Annotated in this window: 18 protein-coding genes and 1 riboswitch; of the genes, 11 read left to right on the top strand and 7 right to left on the bottom strand. The window is 63.3% G+C overall.

Translation table 11 applies throughout. The features are described 5' to 3' along the window. Positions 1-59: 59 nt before the first annotated feature. On the bottom strand, positions 60-644 hold the full coding sequence (locus tag AC07OO_RS12635; RefSeq protein WP_495082460.1) for a DsbC family protein: 585 nt from the start codon (positions 642-644) through the stop codon (positions 60-62). Between the two features lie 95 nt (positions 645-739). After that, complete coding sequence (locus AC07OO_RS12630; RefSeq protein WP_495082459.1) at positions 740-1,510, bottom strand: SDR family oxidoreductase; 771 nt, start codon at positions 1,508-1,510, stop codon at positions 740-742. A 120-nt stretch (positions 1,511-1,630) separates the two neighbouring features. Beyond that, positions 1,631-1,747, top strand: a riboswitch (S-adenosyl-L-homocysteine riboswitch). 69 nt (positions 1,748-1,816) lie between these two features. Between AC07OO_RS12630 and ahcY the strand changes: the two genes are divergently transcribed. The 3 genes from ahcY to metF all read left to right on the top strand — a co-directional run bounded on the left by ahcY (position 1,817) and on the right by metF (position 5,055). Further along, positions 1,817-3,277, top strand: coding sequence for an adenosylhomocysteinase (gene ahcY, locus AC07OO_RS12625; RefSeq protein ID WP_495082458.1), 1,461 nt, complete (start codon positions 1,817-1,819; stop codon positions 3,275-3,277). A gap of 119 nt (positions 3,278-3,396) precedes the next feature. After that, a complete protein-coding gene (locus AC07OO_RS12620; RefSeq protein WP_495082457.1) occupies positions 3,397-4,206 on the top strand; it encodes a TlyA family RNA methyltransferase in 810 nt (269 codons plus the stop codon). Between the two features lie 3 nt (positions 4,207-4,209). Next, complete coding sequence (gene metF / locus AC07OO_RS12615) at positions 4,210-5,055, top strand: methylenetetrahydrofolate reductase [NAD(P)H] (protein WP_495082456.1); 846 nt, start codon at positions 4,210-4,212, stop codon at positions 5,053-5,055. 143 nt (positions 5,056-5,198) lie between these two features. Here metF and AC07OO_RS12610 read toward each other — a convergent pair whose 3' ends face one another. Then, the gene (locus tag AC07OO_RS12610) at positions 5,199-7,139 is read right to left on the bottom strand and encodes a YhgE/Pip domain-containing protein (RefSeq protein WP_495082455.1); all 1,941 of its coding nucleotides are present in this window, start codon (positions 7,137-7,139) and stop codon (positions 5,199-5,201) included. 16 nt (positions 7,140-7,155) lie between these two features. Further along, positions 7,156-8,058, bottom strand: a complete 903-nt coding sequence (locus AC07OO_RS12605) for a 23S rRNA (adenine(2030)-N(6))-methyltransferase RlmJ (RefSeq protein ID WP_495082454.1) — start codon at positions 8,056-8,058, stop codon at positions 7,156-7,158. A gap of 333 nt (positions 8,059-8,391) precedes the next feature. Between AC07OO_RS12605 and rplM the strand changes: the two genes are divergently transcribed. From rplM to erpA, 5 genes are all read left to right on the top strand, one after another. Then, entirely contained in the window at positions 8,392-8,862 is a 471-nt protein-coding gene (gene rplM, locus AC07OO_RS12600) for a 50S ribosomal protein L13 (protein ID WP_495082453.1), read from the top strand. Further along, complete coding sequence (gene rpsI / locus AC07OO_RS12595) at positions 8,859-9,251, top strand: 30S ribosomal protein S9 (RefSeq protein ID WP_209397630.1); 393 nt, start codon at positions 8,859-8,861, stop codon at positions 9,249-9,251. Before rplM ends, rpsI begins: the two co-directional genes overlap by 4 nt. Positions 9,252-9,350: 99 nt before the next feature. After that, positions 9,351-10,079 carry a DUF6776 family protein gene (locus AC07OO_RS12590; RefSeq protein ID WP_495082452.1) on the top strand — a complete coding sequence of 243 codons (729 nt, stop codon included), beginning with the start codon at positions 9,351-9,353 and terminating at the stop codon, positions 10,077-10,079. 23 nt (positions 10,080-10,102) lie between these two features. Continuing rightward, on the top strand, positions 10,103-10,501 hold the full coding sequence (locus AC07OO_RS12585; RefSeq protein WP_495082451.1) for a bactofilin family protein: 399 nt from the start codon (positions 10,103-10,105) through the stop codon (positions 10,499-10,501). A gap of 70 nt (positions 10,502-10,571) precedes the next feature. Next, on the top strand, positions 10,572-10,943 hold the full coding sequence (gene erpA / locus AC07OO_RS12580) for an iron-sulfur cluster insertion protein ErpA (RefSeq protein WP_495082450.1): 372 nt from the start codon (positions 10,572-10,574) through the stop codon (positions 10,941-10,943). A 21-nt stretch (positions 10,944-10,964) separates the two neighbouring features. On the opposite strand, the gene AC07OO_RS12575 is transcribed toward erpA, so the two are convergent. After that, the gene (locus AC07OO_RS12575) at positions 10,965-12,077 is read right to left on the bottom strand and encodes an anhydro-N-acetylmuramic acid kinase (RefSeq protein WP_495082449.1); all 1,113 of its coding nucleotides are present in this window, start codon (positions 12,075-12,077) and stop codon (positions 10,965-10,967) included. A 22-nt stretch (positions 12,078-12,099) separates the two neighbouring features. Next, complete coding sequence (locus tag AC07OO_RS12570; RefSeq protein ID WP_495082448.1) at positions 12,100-13,494, bottom strand: M23 family metallopeptidase; 1,395 nt, start codon at positions 13,492-13,494, stop codon at positions 12,100-12,102. A 160-nt stretch (positions 13,495-13,654) separates the two neighbouring features. On the opposite strand from AC07OO_RS12570, the gene tyrS reads away from it, so the two are divergent. From tyrS to dtd, 3 genes are all read left to right on the top strand, one after another. Further along, positions 13,655-14,899 carry a tyrosine--tRNA ligase gene (tyrS, locus tag AC07OO_RS12565; RefSeq protein ID WP_495082447.1) on the top strand — a complete coding sequence of 415 codons (1,245 nt, stop codon included), beginning with the start codon at positions 13,655-13,657 and terminating at the stop codon, positions 14,897-14,899. Positions 14,900-14,984: 85 nt separating this feature from the next. Then, a complete protein-coding gene (locus AC07OO_RS12560) occupies positions 14,985-15,794 on the top strand; it encodes a hypothetical protein (RefSeq protein WP_495082446.1) in 810 nt (269 codons plus the stop codon). Further along, complete coding sequence (gene dtd / locus AC07OO_RS12555; RefSeq protein ID WP_495082445.1) at positions 15,791-16,255, top strand: D-aminoacyl-tRNA deacylase; 465 nt, start codon at positions 15,791-15,793, stop codon at positions 16,253-16,255. Before AC07OO_RS12560 ends, dtd begins: the two co-directional genes overlap by 4 nt. 169 nt (positions 16,256-16,424) lie before the next feature. Here the strand turns inward: dtd and pabB are convergent, their stop codons facing one another. Then, entirely contained in the window at positions 16,425-18,281 is a 1,857-nt protein-coding gene (gene pabB, locus AC07OO_RS12550; RefSeq protein WP_495082444.1) for an aminodeoxychorismate synthase component I, read from the bottom strand. Between the last annotated feature and the right edge of the window lie 47 nt (positions 18,282-18,328).

The raw sequence follows: 18,328 nt of genomic DNA, 5'->3' as shown, positions 1-18,328 counted from the left end.
AGCAGCGGCAGAGGCAAAGGGCGTGATTTTAAGGGGAAGGCCCTTTTGCCGGGCTTTCCTCAGTTGGCATCCACCCCGATGAAGTCGGCCAGGGCCTTGGTTTCCAATGCACCCAGCGTGCTGACCAGCTCGCCGGTGCGCACGTTCTTGGTCAGGATGAAGGGCACCGACTCAATCTTGAGCTGGTTGAAGATGTCGGTATTGCCCTTGATAGCGGCCGCCATGGCGGGCGACATGCTGCCCATGGTGATGACGCCGCCCTTGCCCGTGGCCAAGGACGTCTCGTGGGCGGTCATGGCTTGTTCGGGGTTGGATGCGCCCAGTAGCGCTGCGCCCTGCGGGCCGCTCTTGGGGTTCAGTATGGCAACGGGAATCCACACAAATTGGGTCTTGCCCAGTAGCGGTTGCACGGTTTGCCACAGATGGCCGCAGTGGGGGCATTGGGCGTCGAACATCACGTACACCGTGTTGGCGCTGGCCGCGGACCCGACCGTGAAGCCCTTGGCCTGGGCGCTGATTTGCGCCAAGGCCTGTGCCGGGTTGGCCACGCCGGGTGGTGGTGCGTCTTTGGCCCAGCCGCTCAGGCTGAACAGCATCACGGAGAGACCGAGAATCAGGGCTTTGGTGCGTGCAGAAAGTGTCATATTGAAACGTCGTGTAAGGGGTGATGGCGCCAGCGCCAAAACCCAAGCTTACGCGATGGCGACCAGCCTGACACGGCGCACCCGGAGTGGGCTGCCTAGGCCTGGGTGTGCAGCGCGTACATCTTCTGCATGCCACCGATCCAGCGTTCGTAGTCCTGGCCCTTGTTGCGGAAGTACTGCGCCACTTCGGGATGGGGCAGCACGAGGAATTTGCCGTTGTCCATGGTTGCCACCACTTCTTGCGCCACGGCTTCGGGCTCCAGGATGCCGTTGACCGCTGCCGAGCCACCGTCGGTGCCGGCCGTCATATCGGTCTGCACCGACTGCGGGCATAGGCAGGCCACCTGCACGCCCTTGCGGCCATAGGCAATGCGCAGCCATTCGGCAAAGGCCACGGCGGCGTGTTTGGTCACGGCATAGGGTGCAGATTCCACAATCGTCAGCAGCCCGGCCGCTGATGCGGTGACCAGAAAGAAGCCCTCGCCCCGTGCCACCATCTCGGGTACCACGGCGCGGGCCGCCCACACATGGGCCATGCCGTGGATGTTCCACATGCTGTTCCACAACGCGTCTTCCAGATCCAGCCCGCCCATGCGGCCCAGGATGCCGGCGTTGGAGATGAAGGCATCCACTTGGCCATAGTGTTGGCGTGTGGTCGCCACCAGGGCCTGGATGTCGGCCTCCTGGCTCACATCGCAGCGCACGGCCAGGCCCCCAAACTCATCGGCGACGGCCTGGGCGCGTTCCAGGTTGAGATCTGCCACGACCACGGCGCGTGCGCCGTCTGCGGCGAAGCGGCGGGCGATGCTGCGGCCAATGCCGCTGGCGCCACCGGTGACGATGGCGACTTTGTTTCGGATGTCCATGTACAAGCACTCCTGTTGGTTGCCCACAGTGTCTGGCCTGATTGTGTCGGGGTCAGCCACGCAGGTGACATCGGAGGCGGGCTATTTGGCGTGCCTGCTGATAGCTCCGTATAATCGGCCACTTCCGAGGAGCGTTGCAGCTCGAAACCCTGGTCTGAAACAGACGCAGGCGGCGAGCGAGGCTCGGAACACGTTGCCTCCACAAAAGGCAACGCAAGTCAACGGCGCTCACCCACTGGTCTGTGCGGTGAGCCTATACCCGGTTTGTGCGCAGTCCAATGGCCCCACTATTTTTTGGAGCAAACCATGAGCGCACTGAAACCCGTTTCCAAGACCCCTGACTACAAGATCGCCGACCTGAGCCTGGCCCCCTGGGGTCGCAAGGAGCTGACCATCGCCGAGACCGAAATGCCCGGTCTGATGGCCATCCGCGAAGAGTTCGCCAAGTCCAAGCCGCTCAAGGGCGCGCGCATCACCGGTTCGCTGCACATGACCATCCAGACCGGCGTGCTGATCGAAACGCTGAAGGCCCTCGGCGCCGACGTGCGCTGGGCTTCTTGCAACATCTTCTCTACCCAGGACCACGCTGCCGCCGCGATTGCCGCCACCGGCACCCCCGTGTTTGCCCACAAGGGTGAGACTCTGGACGAGTACTGGGACTACACCCACCGCATTTTCGAATTCAACGGCAAGAAGGGCACCGCCGCCGAAGGCCCCAACATGATCCTGGACGACGGTGGCGACGCCACGTTGTTGATGCACCTGGGCGCCCGCGCCGAGAAGGACATCAAGGTCCTGGCCAAGCCCGGCAGCGAAGAAGAGACCTGCCTGTTCAACAGCATCAAGGCCAAGCTCAAGGTGGACCCCACCTGGTACAGCCGCCGCCTGAAGAACATCATCGGCGTGACCGAAGAGACCACCACCGGCGTGATGCGCCTGGAAGAAATGTCCGCCAAGGGCACGCTGGCCCTGCGCGCCATCAATGTCAACGACTCGGTGACCAAGAGCAAGTTCGACAACCTGTACGGCTGCCGCGAATCGCTGGTGGACGGCATCAAGCGCGCCACCGACGTGATGATCGCCGGCAAGGTCGCCCTGGTGGCCGGCTACGGTGACGTGGGCAAGGGTTCCGCCCAGGCCCTGCGCGCACTGAGCGCCCAAGTGTGGGTGACCGAGATCGACCCCATCAACGCGCTGCAGGCCGCGATGGAAGGCTACAAGGTCGTGACCATGGAATACGCCGCCGACAAGGCTGACATCTTCGTGACCACCACCGGCAACAAGAACGTCATCACCTACAAACACATGGACGCGATGAAGGACCAGGCCATCGTCTGCAACATCGGCCACTTCGACAACGAAATCGACGTCGCCTCGCTGGCCAAGTGCAAGTGGGAAGAGATCAAGCCCCAGGTCGACCACGTGATCTTCCCAGCCACCAAGGGCAAGAACGGCAAGGCCGAAAAGCGCATCATCCTGCTGGCCAAGGGCCGCCTGGTGAACCTGGGTTGTGGCACGGGCCACCCCAGCTTTGTAATGTCGTCCAGCTTTGCGAACCAGACCATCGCCCAGATCGAACTGTTCACCAAACCCAAGGAATACAAGGCCGGTAAGGTGTACGTGTTGCCCAAGCACCTGGACGAAAAGGTGGCCCGCCTGCACCTGAAGAAGGTTGGCGCCATGCTGACCGAACTGACCACCGAGCAGGCCGCCTACATCGGCGTCGACAAGGCTGGTCCGTACAAGAAAAACACTTACAGGTATTGAACACCCCCGAAGCGCCTGCGGCGCCTCCCCCTCAAGGGGGCGATACCAGCCGCCCGGCAAAGCCGGTTCGGCGGTATCCCTGGTAAGGGGAGGGCTCGCGGTGCAACAACTGGAAAATTATGCGCATTGACCAACTACTCGTCCAACGTGGCCTGGCCACTACCCGGTCGCAGGCCCAGCGCCTGATTGCCGATGGTGTGGAATGGCTGCACGGCGAGGCGTGGAAGCGCGTGGCCAAGAACGGTGACGAAGTGCCGGAGAACGCCGAGATTCGCTTGCTCGACGACTCCGAGGCCCGCTACGTATCCCGTGGCGGCCTGAAGCTGGAGGCGGCGCTCAAGCAGGTGGGCCTGTCGGTCGATGGCTTGGCTTGCCTGGACGTGGGCCAGTCCACCGGCGGCTTCACCGATTGCCTGCTGCAACATGGCGCGCGCCTGGTCGTGGGAGTGGATGTGGGCAGTGCCCAGTTGCACCCGCGCATCCGCGAAGACGGCCGTGTGTTGTGTGTGGAGGGTGTCAACGCCCGCTCCTTGGTTGCTACAGATTTCGAAGCGGCCTGTGTCAATTACACGGGGGCTGGCGGCCAGTTTGATCCAGAGGCCGAAGACGCAGAGCCGTTTATGCCGGAGTTTGACGTGCTGGTGGGCGATTTGTCCTTCATCTCGCAGACCTTGGTGCTGCCGGCGGTTGTGCCCTTCCTGAAGGCGGGCGGCACGCTGCTGACCCTGGTCAAGCCGCAGTTTGAGTTGCAGCCTGGACAGGTGGGTAAGGGTGGCATCGTCAAGGATGACGCGATGTACCCCATCGTCGAGCAGCGCCTGCGCGAGGCCTGTGCCGAACTGGGCCTGACCGTGACCGCGTGGTTCGATTCGCCGATAGCCGGTGGCGATGGTAACCGCGAGTTTTTTATCTGCGCGAAGAAGAACTAACCCATGTCCGACATATCTCGCATTCCCCTCAGCGTGGAATTCTTTCCACCGAAGACGCCTGAAGGCGTGGCCAAGCTGCGCACCGTGCGCCAGCAGTTGTATGCGCTGAAGCCCGAGTTCTGCTCGGTAACCTTTGGGGCCGGCGGCTCCACGCAAGATGGAACCTTCAACGCGGTCTCTGAAATCCTGGCCGAAGGTGTCGGCGCTGCCTCGCACTTCTCGTGCATAGGCGCCACACGCGACACGGTGCGTGCTCAGTTGGCCACGTTGAAAGCCATGGGCGTCAAGCGCCTGGTGGCCCTGCGCGGCGACTTGCCCAGTGGCTATGGCGCCGGTGGTGAGTTCCACTACGCCAGCGAACTGGTGGCCTTCATCCGCGCCGAGACCGGTGACGACTTTTTCATCGAGGTCGCGGCCTACCCCGAAATCCATCCCCAGGCCCGCTCCCCCGAGGCGGACCTGCAGGCCTTTGCGGCCAAGGTGAAGGCCGGCGCCAACTCGTCCATCACCCAGTATTTCTACAACCCGGATGCCTACTTCCGGTTTGTCGATGATGTGGCGGCGATGGGGCTGAACGTGCCGGTGGTGCCCGGCATCATGCCCATTACCAGTTCTACCCAATTGATGCGCTTTTCGGATGCCTGTGGCGCCGAGATTCCGCGCTGGATACGCCTGCGCTTGCAGAGCTTTGGTGACGACACCGCGTCCATCAAGGCATTTGGCCTGGATGTGGTGACCAGTCTGTGCGAGCAATTGCGCGCCGGTGGTGCTCCCGCTTTGCACTTCTACACGATGAACCAGAGCGTGGCGACGATCGCCCTCTGCGAGCGGCTGGGGTTGACGGGCTAGCTCTGCGCGCCCCGACACGGGCCGCAGCAGAACTGGGGTAAGCGCCGTCGTTCGTGTCCCCCGGCCTTCGGCCTCCTCCTTTACCTCACTATGTCGCTCACCCCAGCTCTGCTGCTCGACGCAATTGGTGGCAGTGACGAAATCTAAACCCCTTCAAACTCCATCGCCGGCCGGTGTTCGGCCTGGCTGACAAATTGCCAGCGGCCGATAAAGCAAGCGGCCAGCCAAGCCACGCCTCCGATCAAGGCCAGGACCCGCCAGGCGCTGAGCCAGTCGCCGTCAAAGGCGTCAAACATGCTGGCGCGCAGGGCTTTGATGACCCAGGTGAACGGCAGCCAGGGGCTCACGGTCTGGTAGATGCCGCCCGACAGCTCCACCGGCAACACACCACCGGCGGATGACAACTGCAGCACCATCAGCAACAGCACGGCGGCCTTGCCGGCGTCACCAAAGGCGCGGGTGATGGCCACGATCAGCGTTAGAAAAGTCAGCGAGCTCAGCACCAGGGTCAGAGCGAAGGCCCCCAGGCGCGCCACCTGCAGCTCCAGCAGGAACAAGGACATCAGCATGATGACCATGGCCTGCGCCACGACCAGGGCGCTCAGTATGCCCAGCTTGCCCAACAGCCGCGCTGGCCGTGATGTGGCGGCTGCGGCCTCCGGCAGGCGGCGCAAGTGGAACAAGAACGCCGACATCACCGCGCCCAGCCACAGCGAGGTGGCCAGAAAGTTGGGTGCAAAGCCCGCGCCGTTGTTGGGCACCGGGGCCACGATCTCCACCACGGGCTCCACCGAGTCGGCCAGGCCGCGCGGGCTGCCATCGGGCGCCCGTACGTCGCCTGGTAGGGAATGGTTCAGCAGCTTGAGGCCAGAGGCCAACTCCTTGGCGCCGGTCTTCAACTGGCCCAAGCCATTGCGCAGATCTTGCGCGCCGGAGCCCACGCTGCGGCTGGCGCTGGCCAGCTCGTCGAGCTTGCTGTCGGCAGGCACTTTGCTGGCCGCTGTGTGTATGCCATTGCCCATGGCGGTCACGCCATCGGTCAGTTTGCCGATGCCGGTGTTGAGCCGCACCGTTCCGTAGTTCAGGCGGGTCTGGCCGATGCGAGCCGCCTCCAGGCCAGCGGTGAGCTGGGTCGCGCCAGCAGTGAGTTGGGCAGCGCCCTCGGATATGCGGGTGCCGACCAGCGGAATGCCCTTGGTCTCGTCACGCATCTTGGCGCTGCCATCGGCCAGTTCCTGCGCGCCCTCGTGCAGCTCTTGCAGGCCGTGGGCCAGCGTGGCGTGCCCCGCCAGCAATTCGGAGGGACCGGCCTTGAGTGCGGCCAGGTCTTGTGCGGATGGGCGCTGCTGGTCCATGGTGCGCAGGCCCGCGCCCAATTGTTTGACCCCGTCAGTGAGCTGCACGACGGCGGTACCCAGTCCGTCCGTTCCGTTGGCCAGTGTCTTGGAGCCGGCTTCGGCCTTGGTCAGCCCTGCGTCCAACTTGATGGCGCCTTCGTTCAGGGCGGCAACGCCGCGGCGCAGTTCGGCCAGCTTGTCGCGCGAGCCGGTCACGGTGGTTAGCACCAAGGACCAGCGGTTCTCATTCAGGTTGATATTGACCTGGTGGCCCAGCTCGGACGCAAAGCGTTTGGCGATGTTGGCCCCGTTGTAGTTGTTGCCTTCGGACACGTACATCACCAGGCGACCGCCGGCAGCCTCTTGGCCAGGGACGGCATTGGCGCTGAAGTCCTTGGGGATGATCAAGGCGAAGGCCAGGCGCCCCCGGCGCACGTCCAGCTTGGCTGCCTCTTCGTCGGTGTAGGCTACAAACCCGAAGGTGCGCTTTTCCTGGATGGAGGTGGCTACCGCCTTGCCCACATTGACGTCCTGGCCGCGGTAGTTCAGGCCCTGGTCCAGATTCACCAGCGCTGCTTTCAGGTCGCCCGTGTGGGCGCTGGGATCCGTCACGCTGGACAGGTAGATCAGCGCGTACAACGCCGGGATGATGATCACCCCCAGCGCCGATACCTTGAGCTTGGGGAAGCGCCGAAACAGCAGGGCCTCCATGCGGAAGATCGCCAATGCATCGTGAAAGACGCGCATGGCCGGCCAGCCCCCTTCAGCCGCCCGATTCGAGCGTGAACGCAGCGTTGGCGTCCTGCGGAAGCAACTCCACCATCTGGGGCAGGGCTTTTTGCAGACCGGCCTTCAGCGTGTGCGGCGGGTTGATGATGAACATGCCGCTGGCGGGCAGGCCCGGGCGTATCACTTCACCCGCGTCATCCTGCAACAACTTGCTGGACTTGACGGTCAGCGTGGCGCCCAGCCAACTCTTGCCAGCCTTGTTGGCCAGCGTCTTGAGCTTCTTGGGCAGGTCGTGGGCTTCGGGGCGCGGGATGATGGGGTACCAGACGGCATAGGTGCCGGTTGCAAACCGCACCAGCGCATCGGCCACCATGTCGACGACACGGCCGTAGTCGGTCTTGAGCTCGTAGCTGGGGTCGCACAGCAGCAGGGCGCGGCGCGAGGGCGGGGGCAGGAATTTTTTGACGCCCTCAAAGCCGTCTTCGCGCAGGATGGCGATCTGGCGCCCGGCTTCCAGCTGCGCCACATTGGCGGTCAGTGTCTTGGTGTCGGTGGGGTGCAGTTCAAACAGCTTGAGCTTGTCGCGGTCGCGCGCTTCTTCTTGCAGGATGCGATGGATGATGAAGGGTGAACCGGGATAGACCTTGTGGCTGCCGGCTTTGTTGAAACCGGCCACCAGGTCCACATAGTCCTGCAGCAGCGGGGCCAGGGGTTGCGTGGGCTTGCCGGCCACCAGCTTCAAATAGCCTTCGGCCGCTTCGGCGCTGGTCTGGGCGTAGTCGCCGTCCAGGCGGTAGAGCCCGGCGCCGGCATGGGTGTCGAACACCGTTAGCGCAGCCTCTTTTTGCACCATGTGCCGCAAAATGGCCAGCAAAATGCTGTGTTTGAGAACGTCGGCGTGATTTCCGGCGTGAAAGGCGTGGCGGTAACTGAACATGCCTGGATGGTAACCGCCCCGGATGCGGGCTGGTGTGTGCTTGGTGTAAATGGCATCCAGCCCTCACCGGTGCTGCGTTTAGTGCTACGGTTTTGGTAGTGGTTGCTGCGACGACGGTTTCCACCCCTACGGTGGCCTGCCTGAAAAACTGGCAGTTTTTGGCAAAACGTCTTATAATCATGGGCTTCGCAGCGATTTTGTGGCTCCGCGGCGAAGCACTCTGAGCAACGTCTCGCGACCGCGCGCCGAGTATCCCCACCTAAGAGATTCCCATCAGAGGAACGCCGACCGTGGAAAAGAGCCCGCCAAACCAACTCCTTTTAGGAAATTCTCATGTCTACTTTCAGCGCAAAACCCGCTGAGGTCGTGCACGAGTGGTTTGTGATTGACGCGACCGACAAGGTCCTCGGACGAGTAGCCAGCGAAGTTGCTCTCCGTTTGCGCGGCAAACACAAGGCCACCTACACGCCTCACGTTGATACCGGCGATTTCATCATCGTCACCAATGCAGCCCAGCTGCGCGTCACCGGCGCCAAGTCGCTGGACAAGGTGTACTACCGCCATTCGGGTTACCCCGGCGGCATCTCGTCCACCAACTTCCGTGACATGCAAGGCAAGTTCCCCGGCCGCGCTTTGGAAAAAGCCGTCAAGGGCATGCTGCCCAAGGGCCCCCTGGGTTACGCCATGATCAAGAAGCTGAAGGTCTACGGCGGTGCTGAGCACCCCCACACAGCCCAACAGCCCAAGGTTCTGGACATCCCCGGTATTTCTCCCGCAGCAGTGAAACGTGAGGCCGCCAAATGATCGGTGAATGGAACAATGGCACCGGCCGTCGCAAATCCAGCGTCGCCCGCGTGTTTCTGAAAAAAGGCTCCGGCCAAATCGTCGTGAACGGCAAGGACATCTCCAAGTTCTTCGGTCGCGGCACTTCCATCATGATCTGCAAGCAGCCCCTGCTGTTGACCAACCACGCTGAAACGTTTGACATCATGGTCAACGTCGCTGGCGGCGGTGAGTCCGGCCAGGCCGGTGCAGTGCGCCACGGTATCACCCGTGCCCTGATCGACTACGACGCAACGCTCAAGCCAACACTGAGCCAAGCTGGCTTCGTGACGCGTGATGCGCGCGAAGTCGAACGTAAGAAGGTCGGCTTCCACGGCGCTCGCCGTCGCAAGCAGTTCTCCAAGCGTTAATCGACGCACGTCACTGCAACACTCCGTTGCAAATCGAGCGGTCGCCAGGGTGCAAACCCTTGCGGCCGTTTTACATGGCACTGCTAGACTTCGCGCTCCATGCGATTCAAACTCCTACGCCGCCGCCTCACTATCAGTGCTCCGCGCATGTCGGTGCGCAGCGCCATGCCATGGCCTTTCCGTTGGGCCATCCTCGCCATCGTGTTGGGCTTTTGTGCGGCCATCGGCCTGTGGGCCTTCGAGTTTGGCAAGGACATTGCCGGGCTTGAAAAGGGCTCCAAGGAAGAGATGCTGCGCCTGCGCACCGAGTTGGTCGAAACGCGGGCCGAGTTGGCTAAGATCCGGCAGGAGCGCGACCATGCGCAGTCCATTGCCAACACCGCAGACACCTTGGTCACCGCCGAGAAGGCTTCGCACGAAAGCCTGCTGGCCCAGCTCAAACAACTGGAAGCCGACAACCGCACGCTGCGTGATGACCTAGGATTTTTTGAAAAACTGATACCGGCCGCGGGTGGCGACGGATTGGCCATACGCAGCCTGCAGGCGGATCTGCAAAATGGCAACAAGTTAAAATGGCAGGTGCTGGTGATCCAGTCGGGCAAGAACCCGGCCGAGTTCAATGGCCGGCTGGAGGTCTCTTTCTCCGGGTTCTTGGACGGCAAGCCCTGGACAACCACGCTGACGGGTGACTCCCCTGCTATCAAGGTCAAGCAGTACGGCCGCATGGAGGGCACGTTTGACATTCCCGCCCAGGTCGTTGTGAAGGGCATGTCTGCCAAGGTGATGGACGGCGCGGTTGTCAAGGCAACGCAATCCATCAAGTTGTAATTTTCTTTACCGAGGATAGCCGTATGTTCAACAAGAAAAAGCAGCCCCCCATCAAGAGCCTGATTGCCGAAGGCAGCGAGATCGTTGGCAACATCACGTTCACCGATGGCCTGCGGGTGGATGGTTGCATCACCGGCAACATCCGCGCGGGTGAAGACGTCGCCAGTATTCTGGTGATTTCGGAGATCGCCAGCATCACCGGCGAGGTGGTCGCCGACCACATCATCATCAATGGCAGCGTGAAGGGCCCTATCCACGCCCGCAAGATGCTGGAACTGCAGCCCAAGGCCCGCATCGAGGGCGATGTGGAATATGCCGCCCTGGAAATGCACCAGGGAGCCTTGATCACCGGCCAATTGCGCCCTTTGCTGTTGGTGGACGGGGAAAAGCCCACACTGAAGCTGGCGGCAAATAACCAGTAAAAGAATTCCCGAGCGAATTGCTGTACTATTCGCCGCAACCCCTGAATACTGATTTGACCGGAGTCCACCCATGAGTGCCGTAGCCCTAGCCGAAACCACCCCCACCGAAATGCCCGCGCCCATCCTGTTCACCGACAGCGCGGCCGCCAAGGTGGCTGACCTGATCGCCGAAGAGGGCAATCCTGACCTGAAACTGCGCGTGTTTGTGCAGGGTGGCGGGTGCTCCGGCTTCCAATACGGTTTCACATTCGATGAAATCACCAATGAAGACGACACCATCATGAGCAAGAACGGCGTATCGCTGTTGATCGACGCGATGAGCTACCAGTACCTGGTGGGCGCCGAGATCGACTACAAGGAAGACCTGCAAGGTGCCCAGTTCGTCATCAAGAACCCGAATGCCACGACGACCTGCGGTTGCGGGTCTTCGTTTTCGGCTTAAGCGGCTGAAAAACCTATCCGGTCAGGCCGGGTAGATCCCACCCAGTATGCGGGCGCCTTGAGCGCCCGTAACGCTTTTCAGGCTGGACGTTTTGCCTTCCATCGTTTGGCGGGCCAGCCAGGCGAAGGCGGCTGCCTCCACCTGTAGGGGTGGCAAGCCCAACTCGGCCGACGAGGCGACCCGACAGCCGGGCAGGGCTACCTGCAAACGTGCCATCAAATGCCCGTTCAGCGCGCCGCCACCACAGACCACCAGGGTGTTGCAGTTGGGGCTGGTGGCCAGCAGGCTGCGGGCGCAGCACAGCGCGGTCAGTTCCGTCAGTGTGGCTTGCACATCCTGCGGCGCCAGGCTCTCAAAGCCAACCAGTTTGCCGACCAACCAAGGGCCATTGAACAAATCTCGGCCCGTGCTTTTGGGCGGGGGTTTGGCAAAGAAAGGCTCCTCCAGCAGCCGAGTCAGCAAACCAGCGTGGACCTGGCCCTGGGCACCCCAGCGGCCGCCATCGTCAAAAGCTTGGCTGGTGTGGGTCAGGCACCAGGCGTCCATCAGCGCATTGCCGGGGCCACAATCGAAACCCAACACGTCTTTGGCGGCAGGGTCCAGCACGGTGATATTGGAAATACCGCCAATATTGAGCACCGCAAGCGCCTGGTCCGGCTTGCCGAAGAAGGCCCGGTGAAAGGGCGGCACGAGCGGCGCGCCCTGGCCGCCGGCGGCTACATCGCGGCTGCGGAAATCGGCCACGACGTTGATGCCGCACAGCTCCGCTAGCAGGGCGGGGTTGTTGAGCTGCAGCGTGTAGCCGGTGCCGTCAAATTCCTGCGGCCGGTGGCGCACGGTCTGGCCGTGAGCGCCTATGGCTTTCACCGCCTCGGCCTTGACATCGCATTGCGCCAGCAGAGCCGTCACTTGGCTGGCGTACAAGCGCACCAAGCCGTTGGCGGCCAGCGCCGCGCGGTGCAGTTCGTTGTCGGTGGAGCCGTTCAGGGCCAGTAGTTCGGCCTTGAGGGCCTCTGGCATGGGTGCACTGGAGTGCCCCAGCACGCGGGGCTGCGGACCATCGAAATCCACCAGCACGGCGTCCACCCCATCCAGCGAGGTGCCCGACATCAGGCCTATGTACAAACCCGACAAGTTTGAGGCCCGTAGTGGTCGCTTACTGCGCGTTACCCACTTGCATATTGGCCGCGGCGGCCAATTGCGTGCGTACCTGAGCGGCGGCCTGGTTGAATGCGGTGCGGGCCGAAGCAGCGACCGGCACGGATTCGCTCTGCTTGGCAATCGTCAGCGGGTCCTTGTGGGCGCCGTTGACGCGGAATTCGAAGTGCAGGTGCGGGCCGGTGGCCCAGCCGGTCTGGCCGACGGCACCCACGTTCTGGGCTTGGCTGACGCTCTGGCCAGTGCGCACATTGATGCGGCTCAGGTGGGCATAGACCGTCACATTGTTGTTGCGGTGCTTGACCATGACCACATTGCCGAAACCGTTTTGGGTGCCGGCGAATTCGACCACACCGTCACCCACACTGCGCACCGGGGTGCCGATGGGGGCAGCATAGTCCACGCCCAGGTGGGCGCGCCAGGTTTGCAGAATGGGGTGGAAGCGCATCTTGAAGCCGCTGGTCACGCGCGAGAACTCCATCGGCGACGCCAGGAAGGCGCGGCGCAGGCTTTCGCCGGCCAGCGTGTAGTAGCCACCCTTGGTCAGCGTGTGGCTGGCAGTAGACGCGGCAGCGCTGCCACTGGCCACGGGTTCCTGGAACCACATGGCCTGGAAGCTCTTGCCGGCATTGACGAATTCGGCGCTCAGCACGCGGCCGGCGCGCATGGGTTCGCCATCGCCTTCCAGGGTTTCATAGGTCACGGCAAAACGGTCGCCCTTGCGCAGCGCGCGGTGGAAGTCGATGTCGCCCGCGAAGATCTCGGCCAGCTGGATGGCGATGGTGTCCGGAATGCGAGCGTCATCGGTTGCGGCAAACAGCGACGTGCTGATGGTGCCGCCGGCCAGACGCGAGGACGCAGTCATGGGTAGGGTTTCCAGCTTGGACTGAAAGCCGGCTGCGGTCTTTTCGACTGTCAGGCGCTTGAACATGCCGTCATCTTCCGGGCTCCAGCGGGCGCTGAGCTTGAGCAGCGTGTTGCCTTCGCTGGCTTCCACGGTGACATTGCGCCCGGCGCGGCCCATCAAGGTTTGCTGGACGACGGTGTCGGAGCGGATGAAGGCGGCGGCCTGGGGGTCATAGATGCCCAGACGCTTGAGCAGGGTTTCGGCCGTGTCGGACGAGCGGGTGGCGTCCGAGCGGTACAGGCGCATGGCCTGGGTTTGCAGGGCGTCCAACTGACCCAGCATGGGCAAGGGCTGCACATCTTCGACAATGGTGCGTACGGGCAAGTTTGCAGCATCGGGCGCCAAGGAGGCTACCGCGTAGGTGGCACCGGCACCGCACAACAAGAATGCTGCGACGGCGATGCTGAGTTGCTGGGGATGGCTGTGGACGAGACGGGCAGCGCGGGCCAAAGAGCCCTCAGCGGCCTGTAGCAGGCGTTGTATCAAAATTCTGACTCCATGGATTGGGGGTGAGCCCGTGCGGCACTACACCCCGAAACTGCAAGCTGGGCGCGACTAAAATCGGGTCGCCAACCATCCAGCGCGATTGCAGGAGGAAGGTCGCAGTATAGCGGTCTACCGCACAGACACATCGATAAAAACCCTTATGAATCAAGCCTCAAGCCCCCAGTTAGTTGTAAGCGACCGTGTCCGTGAGGCTCTGGCGGTGACCCTGCGCGGCGTGGATGAGCTGCTGCCGCAGGACGAATGGGTCAAAAAACTCGCCAAATCCGAGGCCACCGGCAAACCGCTGCGCATCAAGCTGGGGCTGGACCCCACTGCGCCTGACATCCACATCGGCCATACCGTGGTGCTGAACAAGATGCGCCAGTTGCAAGATCTGGGCCACACGGTGATCTTCTTGATCGGCGACTTCACCAGCATGATTGGCGACCCGTCCGGCCGCAACAGCACCCGCCCGCCGCTGACCGCCGAGCAGATCAAGCTCAACGCCGAAACCTACCGCGCCCAGGCGGACAAGATACTGGACCCCGCCAAGACCGAGCTGCGCTACAACAGCGAATGGAGCGACCCGCTAGGCGCCCGCGGCATGATCCAGCTGGCCAGCCGCTATACCGTGGCCCGCATGATGGAGCGCAACGACTTCCACGACCGCTTCAAGGCCGGCACCCCGATCGCCGTGCACGAATTCCTGTACCCGTTGATGCAGGGCTATGACAGCGTGGCGCTGCACAGCGACCTGGAGTTGGGCGGCACCGACCAGAAATTCAACCTGCTGATGGGCCGAACGCTGCAGGCCGAATACGGCCAGGAGCCGCAGTGCATACTCACTATGCCTTTGCTCGAAGGCCTGGACGGCGTAGAGAAAATGTCCAAGAGCAAGAACAACTACATCGGCGTCACCGAAGAACCCAACACCATGTTCGCCAAGGTGCTGAGCATTTCCGACGTGCTGATGTGGAAGTGGTACACGCTGTTGAGCTTCAAGCCCGAGGTCGAGATTGCCGCGCTGAAGGCCGAGGTCGATGCCGGGCGCAACCCCAAGGACGCCAAGGTCGCGTTGGCCAAGGAAATCACAGCCCGCTTCCACAGCGCAGCCGCGGCCGACGCGGCCGAGCAGGACTTCATCAACCGCAGCAAGGGCGGCGTGCCGGATGAGATTGCTGAAATCAGCCTGCCGCTGGGCGAGGGCGGCGCGGCCCTGGGCATTGCGGCTTTGCTGAAGATGGCCAACCTGGCTGCCAGCAGCGGTGAAGGCAACCGCCTGATCGACGGCGGCGGCGTGCGGGTGGACTCCAATGTGGTCAGCGACAAGGGCCTGAAACTGGCTGCTGGAACCTATGTGCTGCAGGTCGGCAAGCGCAAGTTTGCGCGCGTGACTTTGGCATAGTTGCTATTGTTTTGCTAGCGGATTGCATATATTTCATGAGGGCTAGCGGCCTATTTTATAAAACCACATGGGTAGGAGGCAGCTCTTGAAGAATTGCATTGCTGCCACGCTACTAGCCCTGGCTGCCGCCAGCGCAAGCGCACAGCAGGATTGGCCCGCCGCCAGCCTGGCGCTGCTGAAGCAGGCCCAGTCCCAACCCGGCCACACCCAGGTGGAGGCCCTGCACCCCAGCTACCGCCCCACCAGCGATGGCCGCAGCTACGCGCTGGTGTGGATGGCCAACCCGGCACAACCACCGGCCAAGTGGATCGTCTCGCTGCCCGGCACCGGCGGCTACGCCACGCGCGACCTGGCCGTCTGGTACCCGCACCTGCAGGGGCGCGACGTGGGGCTGGTCGTGCTGCAGTGGTGGCTGGGCAGCGGCGATGCCACGCAGGACTACTACACGCCGCAGGACATCTACCGCGAAATCGACCGCCTGCTGGCCGATCTGAAAGTGCCCAAGAACAGCGCCCTGTTGCACGGCTTCAGCCGGGGCGCGGCCAATCTTTATGCGGTAGCGGCGCTGGACCGGGCCAGAGGCCAGCAGTATTTCTCCAGCTTTGTGCCCAGCTCCGGCGGCGCCTCGCTGGACTACCCGCCCACCCAGATGGTCACGCGCGGCGCATTCGGCGCTACGCCCTATGCCGGCACGCAGTGGGTGACGGCCTGTGGCGACCAGGATTCCAACCCGGCCCGTGACGGCTGCCCCGCCATGCGCCGCACCGCCGTGTGGATCAAAGAGCGGGGTGGCAGCATCGCGTTCGCCATCGAAGACCCGGCGCAAGGCCATGGCGCCTTGCAGCGCAACCCCGCCAACACCAAGCGTCTGCTGGACTGGTTCCTGCACCCATGATCGCCGTGCTGCAACGGGTCCGTTCGGCCCGCGTCGATGTGGATGGCCAGACCGTGGGCGAAATCGGCCCGGGTCTGCTGGTGCTGGTCTGCGCCGAGCAGGGGGACACGCAGGCCCAGGGCGACAAGCTGCTGGCCAAGATCTTGAAGCTGCGCATCTTCAGCGACGCCAATGGCAAGATGAATTTGAGTGTGCAGGACATGGACGGCGCCGGCACCGCAGGCGGCCTGCTGATCGTCAGCCAGTTCACGCTGGCGGCGGACGTGAGTGGCGGCAACCGGCCCAGCTTTACCGGAGCCGCTGCGCCGGACGATGGCAGGCGTCTGTACGAAGGTTTTGTGGAGGCTGCACGGCGTTCCCACGGTGTGGTGCAGACCGGTATCTTTGCAGCCGACATGCAGGTGAGCCTGGTGAATGACGGGCCAGTGACGATACCGATGCGGATTGCTCCCAGTGTTTGATTTGCTATTGTTTGAATAGCTGCTTGTGCAGTATTGACGAGGGCTAGCAGGTTTTTTGCTTGAGTGAACTGGCTAGGAGCCTGGGCGGCGGAGCGTTCTGCTCCGTGTCCTCCGCCCGCTGCGCGGGCTCCCCCTTTTACCTGCGCAGAACGCTCCGCCGCCCAGGCTCCTAGCCAGGTTGCAGGGCGCCGTGTTCACCGTCGTCCCAACTAGACGGCAATGGCAGAACCAGTGGCACATTCCACACGGCATCCACCCAGCCGCGCAGGCTGTTGATGAAGGCCATGGCCTCTACCCGGTGCAGGTCATTCAGGTGCAGCACGGCCTCCATTACACGCCCTTGTGCCAGCCAATGGGCGCGCCCCACGCCGGGCAACAGGCCGCAGCTTGCTGCCGGCGTGACCCAGCGACCATCCAGCAGCAGGGCGATATTGCCGCGGGTGCATTCGGTGATTTCTCCCTGCGTGTTCCACAACACCGTGTCGAATACAGCGGTGTCCGTGGGCGCAAACGGCTCGTAGTGGGCGCGGCGCGTGGTCTTGTGGCGCACAAACTCGCTGCGGGCCTGCGGTAGAGGGCGGCCAGCCAGTTGCAGGCGCACGGCGCAGGGCGTGGCGGGCAGGGCATGGGCCTCCGCCCTTGGTGTGCCCGCCGCATCCAGCAGCAGGCGCACGCGCCAAGCGCCACTGGAGTTCTGTTGACAGAGCGTGGCTAGCGCTTTTTGCACGGTGTGCACTTGCCATGGAAAACCAAAATGTGCTGCCGAAGCCGCCATGCGTGCCAAGTGGGCGTCCAGGTGCTGCAGCAAACCGTCGTGCAGTGCCAGTGTTTCCAGCAGTTCGAAAGACTGGCTGGCGCGGGTCAGATAGGCCTGCTTGTGCCGCCACTCCTGCCATTCGCCACCTGCCTCGGCGTCGAAGGTGATGGCGCTGCCCGTGCCGGTGCGCAGGTGGCTGCCCTGGGCCAGCACGGTGCGGATCGGCACATTGAAGGTGGCGCTGCCGCCAGGCCGCACCACGCCCACCGCCCCGCAGTAGACGGCGCGGTCCGTGTCCTCCAGTTCGCGTATCAGGCGCATCGCCTGCACCTTGGGCGCACCGGTGACGGAACCGCAGGGGAACAGCGCGCTGAATACATCGACCAGCGTGGTGCCGTCTCGGGCATCGGCATGCACGTCGCTGACCATTTGCCACACGGTGGACAAGGCCTGCACGCGGCACAGGCCATCCACCGTCACCGAATAAGGTTTGGCAAGGCGCGACAGGTCATTGCGTATCAGGTCCACGATCATCACGTTCTCGGCCCGCTCTTTGGGCGATGTGCGCAAGCCTTCGGCCAGCGCAGCGTCTTCGTCGGGCGTGCGGCCGCGGGGTGCCGTGCCCTTCATCGGGCGGGTGGTGACGTGACCTTCATGCCAGTCAAAGAACAGCTCGGGCGAGACCGACAGCACCTGCTCGTCACCCGTGTCGATATAGGCGGCAAAGCCGCCCGGCTGGGCCTGGCGCATCGCGGTGAATAGCTCCCAGGGCGGCACGTGCAACTGGCCTTGGTTGCGCGCTGTGAGATTGGCCTGGTAGATCTCACCGTCGGATATAGCTTGGTGCAGGCGGTCCAGGGCGGCATCGAACCTTGTGCGGGTGATGCCGGGCTGCCAGCTGGCGCGGCGGGTGCCGTCCGCCGATGGCGGGGAGGGGGCCCGGTCGGCCGATGGTAGCGGCGCATCGTGCACGCCAAACCAGGCCAGCGGCCCGGTGGATGGGTGCACGGCCAGAGCGGCGTCGAAGGCGGGGGCGGCCTCGTAGCGCACATAGCCCACGCACCACTTTCCCTGCAAAGACCGCTCTTGCACCGCCTGCAATACGGCCTTGACCTGGTCCAGCGTATGCGCCACCAGCACCTCAACCGGCTCCCCAAATGCCACGCGCACCGCGCCCGAGCCGGGAGGCAGGGCTTTGCGCGGCAGAGGCCCGCTGTCGTGCGGGGGATTAGGGGCCTGGATGGCGGCGAAATCGATCAGGGCGCGCATGGGGCTGGGTTGGAACGTAGGCTGCCGATTATGCTCAGGTGTTTGAA

It is taken from the genome of Rhodoferax sp. GW821-FHT07G04 (genome assembly GCF_059418585.1).
Note: the sequence above shows the minus strand (reverse complement) of the source record. Positions and strands in the feature narration are given on the sequence as shown.

Excerpts from the sequence above, each read along its gene's own strand:
- AC07OO_RS12635 (WP_495082460.1), bottom strand. The coding sequence starts at position 644 with ATGACACTTTCTGCACGCACCAAAGCCCTGATTCTCGGTCTCTCCGTG.
- AC07OO_RS12630 (WP_495082459.1), bottom strand. The coding sequence starts at position 1,510 with ATGGACATCCGAAACAAAGTCGCCATCGTCACCGGTGGCGCCAGCGGC.
- ahcY (WP_495082458.1), top strand. The coding sequence starts at position 1,817 with ATGAGCGCACTGAAACCCGTTTCCAAGACCCCTGACTACAAGATCGCC.
- AC07OO_RS12620 (WP_495082457.1), top strand. The coding sequence starts at position 3,397 with ATGCGCATTGACCAACTACTCGTCCAACGTGGCCTGGCCACTACCCGG.
- metF (WP_495082456.1), top strand. The coding sequence starts at position 4,210 with ATGTCCGACATATCTCGCATTCCCCTCAGCGTGGAATTCTTTCCACCG.
- AC07OO_RS12610 (WP_495082455.1), bottom strand. The coding sequence starts at position 7,139 with ATGCGCGTCTTTCACGATGCATTGGCGATCTTCCGCATGGAGGCCCTG.
- AC07OO_RS12605 (WP_495082454.1), bottom strand. The coding sequence starts at position 8,058 with ATGTTCAGTTACCGCCACGCCTTTCACGCCGGAAATCACGCCGACGTT.
- rplM (WP_495082453.1), top strand. The coding sequence starts at position 8,392 with ATGTCTACTTTCAGCGCAAAACCCGCTGAGGTCGTGCACGAGTGGTTT.
- rpsI (WP_209397630.1), top strand. The coding sequence starts at position 8,859 with ATGATCGGTGAATGGAACAATGGCACCGGCCGTCGCAAATCCAGCGTC.
- AC07OO_RS12590 (WP_495082452.1), top strand. The coding sequence starts at position 9,351 with ATGCGATTCAAACTCCTACGCCGCCGCCTCACTATCAGTGCTCCGCGC.
- AC07OO_RS12585 (WP_495082451.1), top strand. The coding sequence starts at position 10,103 with ATGTTCAACAAGAAAAAGCAGCCCCCCATCAAGAGCCTGATTGCCGAA.
- erpA (WP_495082450.1), top strand. The coding sequence starts at position 10,572 with ATGAGTGCCGTAGCCCTAGCCGAAACCACCCCCACCGAAATGCCCGCG.
- tyrS (WP_495082447.1), top strand. The coding sequence starts at position 13,655 with ATGAATCAAGCCTCAAGCCCCCAGTTAGTTGTAAGCGACCGTGTCCGT.
- dtd (WP_495082445.1), top strand. The coding sequence starts at position 15,791 with ATGATCGCCGTGCTGCAACGGGTCCGTTCGGCCCGCGTCGATGTGGAT.
- pabB (WP_495082444.1), bottom strand. The coding sequence starts at position 18,281 with ATGCGCGCCCTGATCGATTTCGCCGCCATCCAGGCCCCTAATCCCCCG.